Source organism: Corynebacterium sp. HMSC034A01 (assembly GCF_001838175.1).
GTDB lineage: Bacteria > Actinomycetota > Actinomycetes > Mycobacteriales > Mycobacteriaceae > Corynebacterium.
Map to the genome: position 1 here is coordinate 2,368 of NZ_KV835957.1, position 1,072 is coordinate 3,439.

Sequence of the window (1,072 nt, forward strand, 5' to 3'; positions counted from 1 at the left end):
CAAGTCCCGTGTAGTGGTGTAGCCGTTTGTCCGTTCGGCTCGGTATGAAGTTGGGGGGTTGTGTTAGGCGGTTAGCTGGTGGTGGTCGCCATGATCATCTCCTGTGTGGGGGTTGGGTTGGTGCATGAGGTGTTTGCTGTGCTCGAGTGCGGATAGTGACATGTAGCGTTTTTGTTGGATCCAATCGTCGTGTTGCTCGGCAAGGACGGCGCCAACAAGCCGGCGGATCTCCCGGTTTAACCGCTCGGTGGGGTTGTTTGACCACACCTTCGTCCAGACTGGTTTCGGCGCTGCGGTAAACGCCAGCACCTCATCGAGTGATTCCTCCAGATACGCCGCAACCTGGGGGAACTTCGGCTCCAACAAGTCAACAACTTCACGGGCTTGCGCCCAGGTTGATTCCTCATCCGGTTGTTGGAAGATCGTCTGGAACATCGCAGAGACCATCGGCCACTGCATTTTGGGGACTTTCTCGTAGAGGTTTTTGGCAAAGTGGGTGCGGCACCGCTGCCAGGAGGCATCGGGCAGCACTTCGGAAATGGCATGCTGGATGCCTTCGTGGGCATCACTGGTGACAAGGAAGACACCACGAAGTCCGCGGGCTTTGAGGTCTTGGAAGAAGCCTTTCCACGATGCGTTGGATTCCGCAGTGGCGACGTGCATGCCGAGCATTTCCCGGTAGCCATCGGCGTTGACACCGGTGGCAAGCAGCACTGAGCATTTGACCACCCGGCCGCCTTCGCGCACTTTGATCGTCAGTGCGTCGCAGGACAGGTAGGCGTACCCGCCGGGGTCGAGTGGGCGGTTTCTGAAGTCTGCGACCATCTCGTCGAGTTCTTCCGACATCCGCGAGACTTGCGATTTTGACAGGTTGGAAATGCCAAGGGTGGCCACCAGATCGTTCATCCTGCGGGTGGAAACCCCTTTGAGATAGCAGGTGGCGATCACAGTCGATAAGGCTCGTTCTGCTCGTGAGCGTCGCTCTAACAGCCATTCTGGGAAGAATGCACCGTGGCGCAGCTTCGGCACTGCGACATCGATGGTGCCGACACGGGTGTCGAGGTCGCGGTGG

General features: G+C 58.3%; 1 protein-coding gene. It reads right to left on the bottom strand.

Features of this window, described 5'->3' with window-relative positions:
• Window positions 1–63: 63 nt before the first annotated feature.
• Window positions 64–1,072 (bottom strand): IS256 family transposase (locus tag HMPREF2791_RS05380; RefSeq protein WP_070844662.1); only part of this gene is annotated, 1,009 nt, incomplete at its 5' end.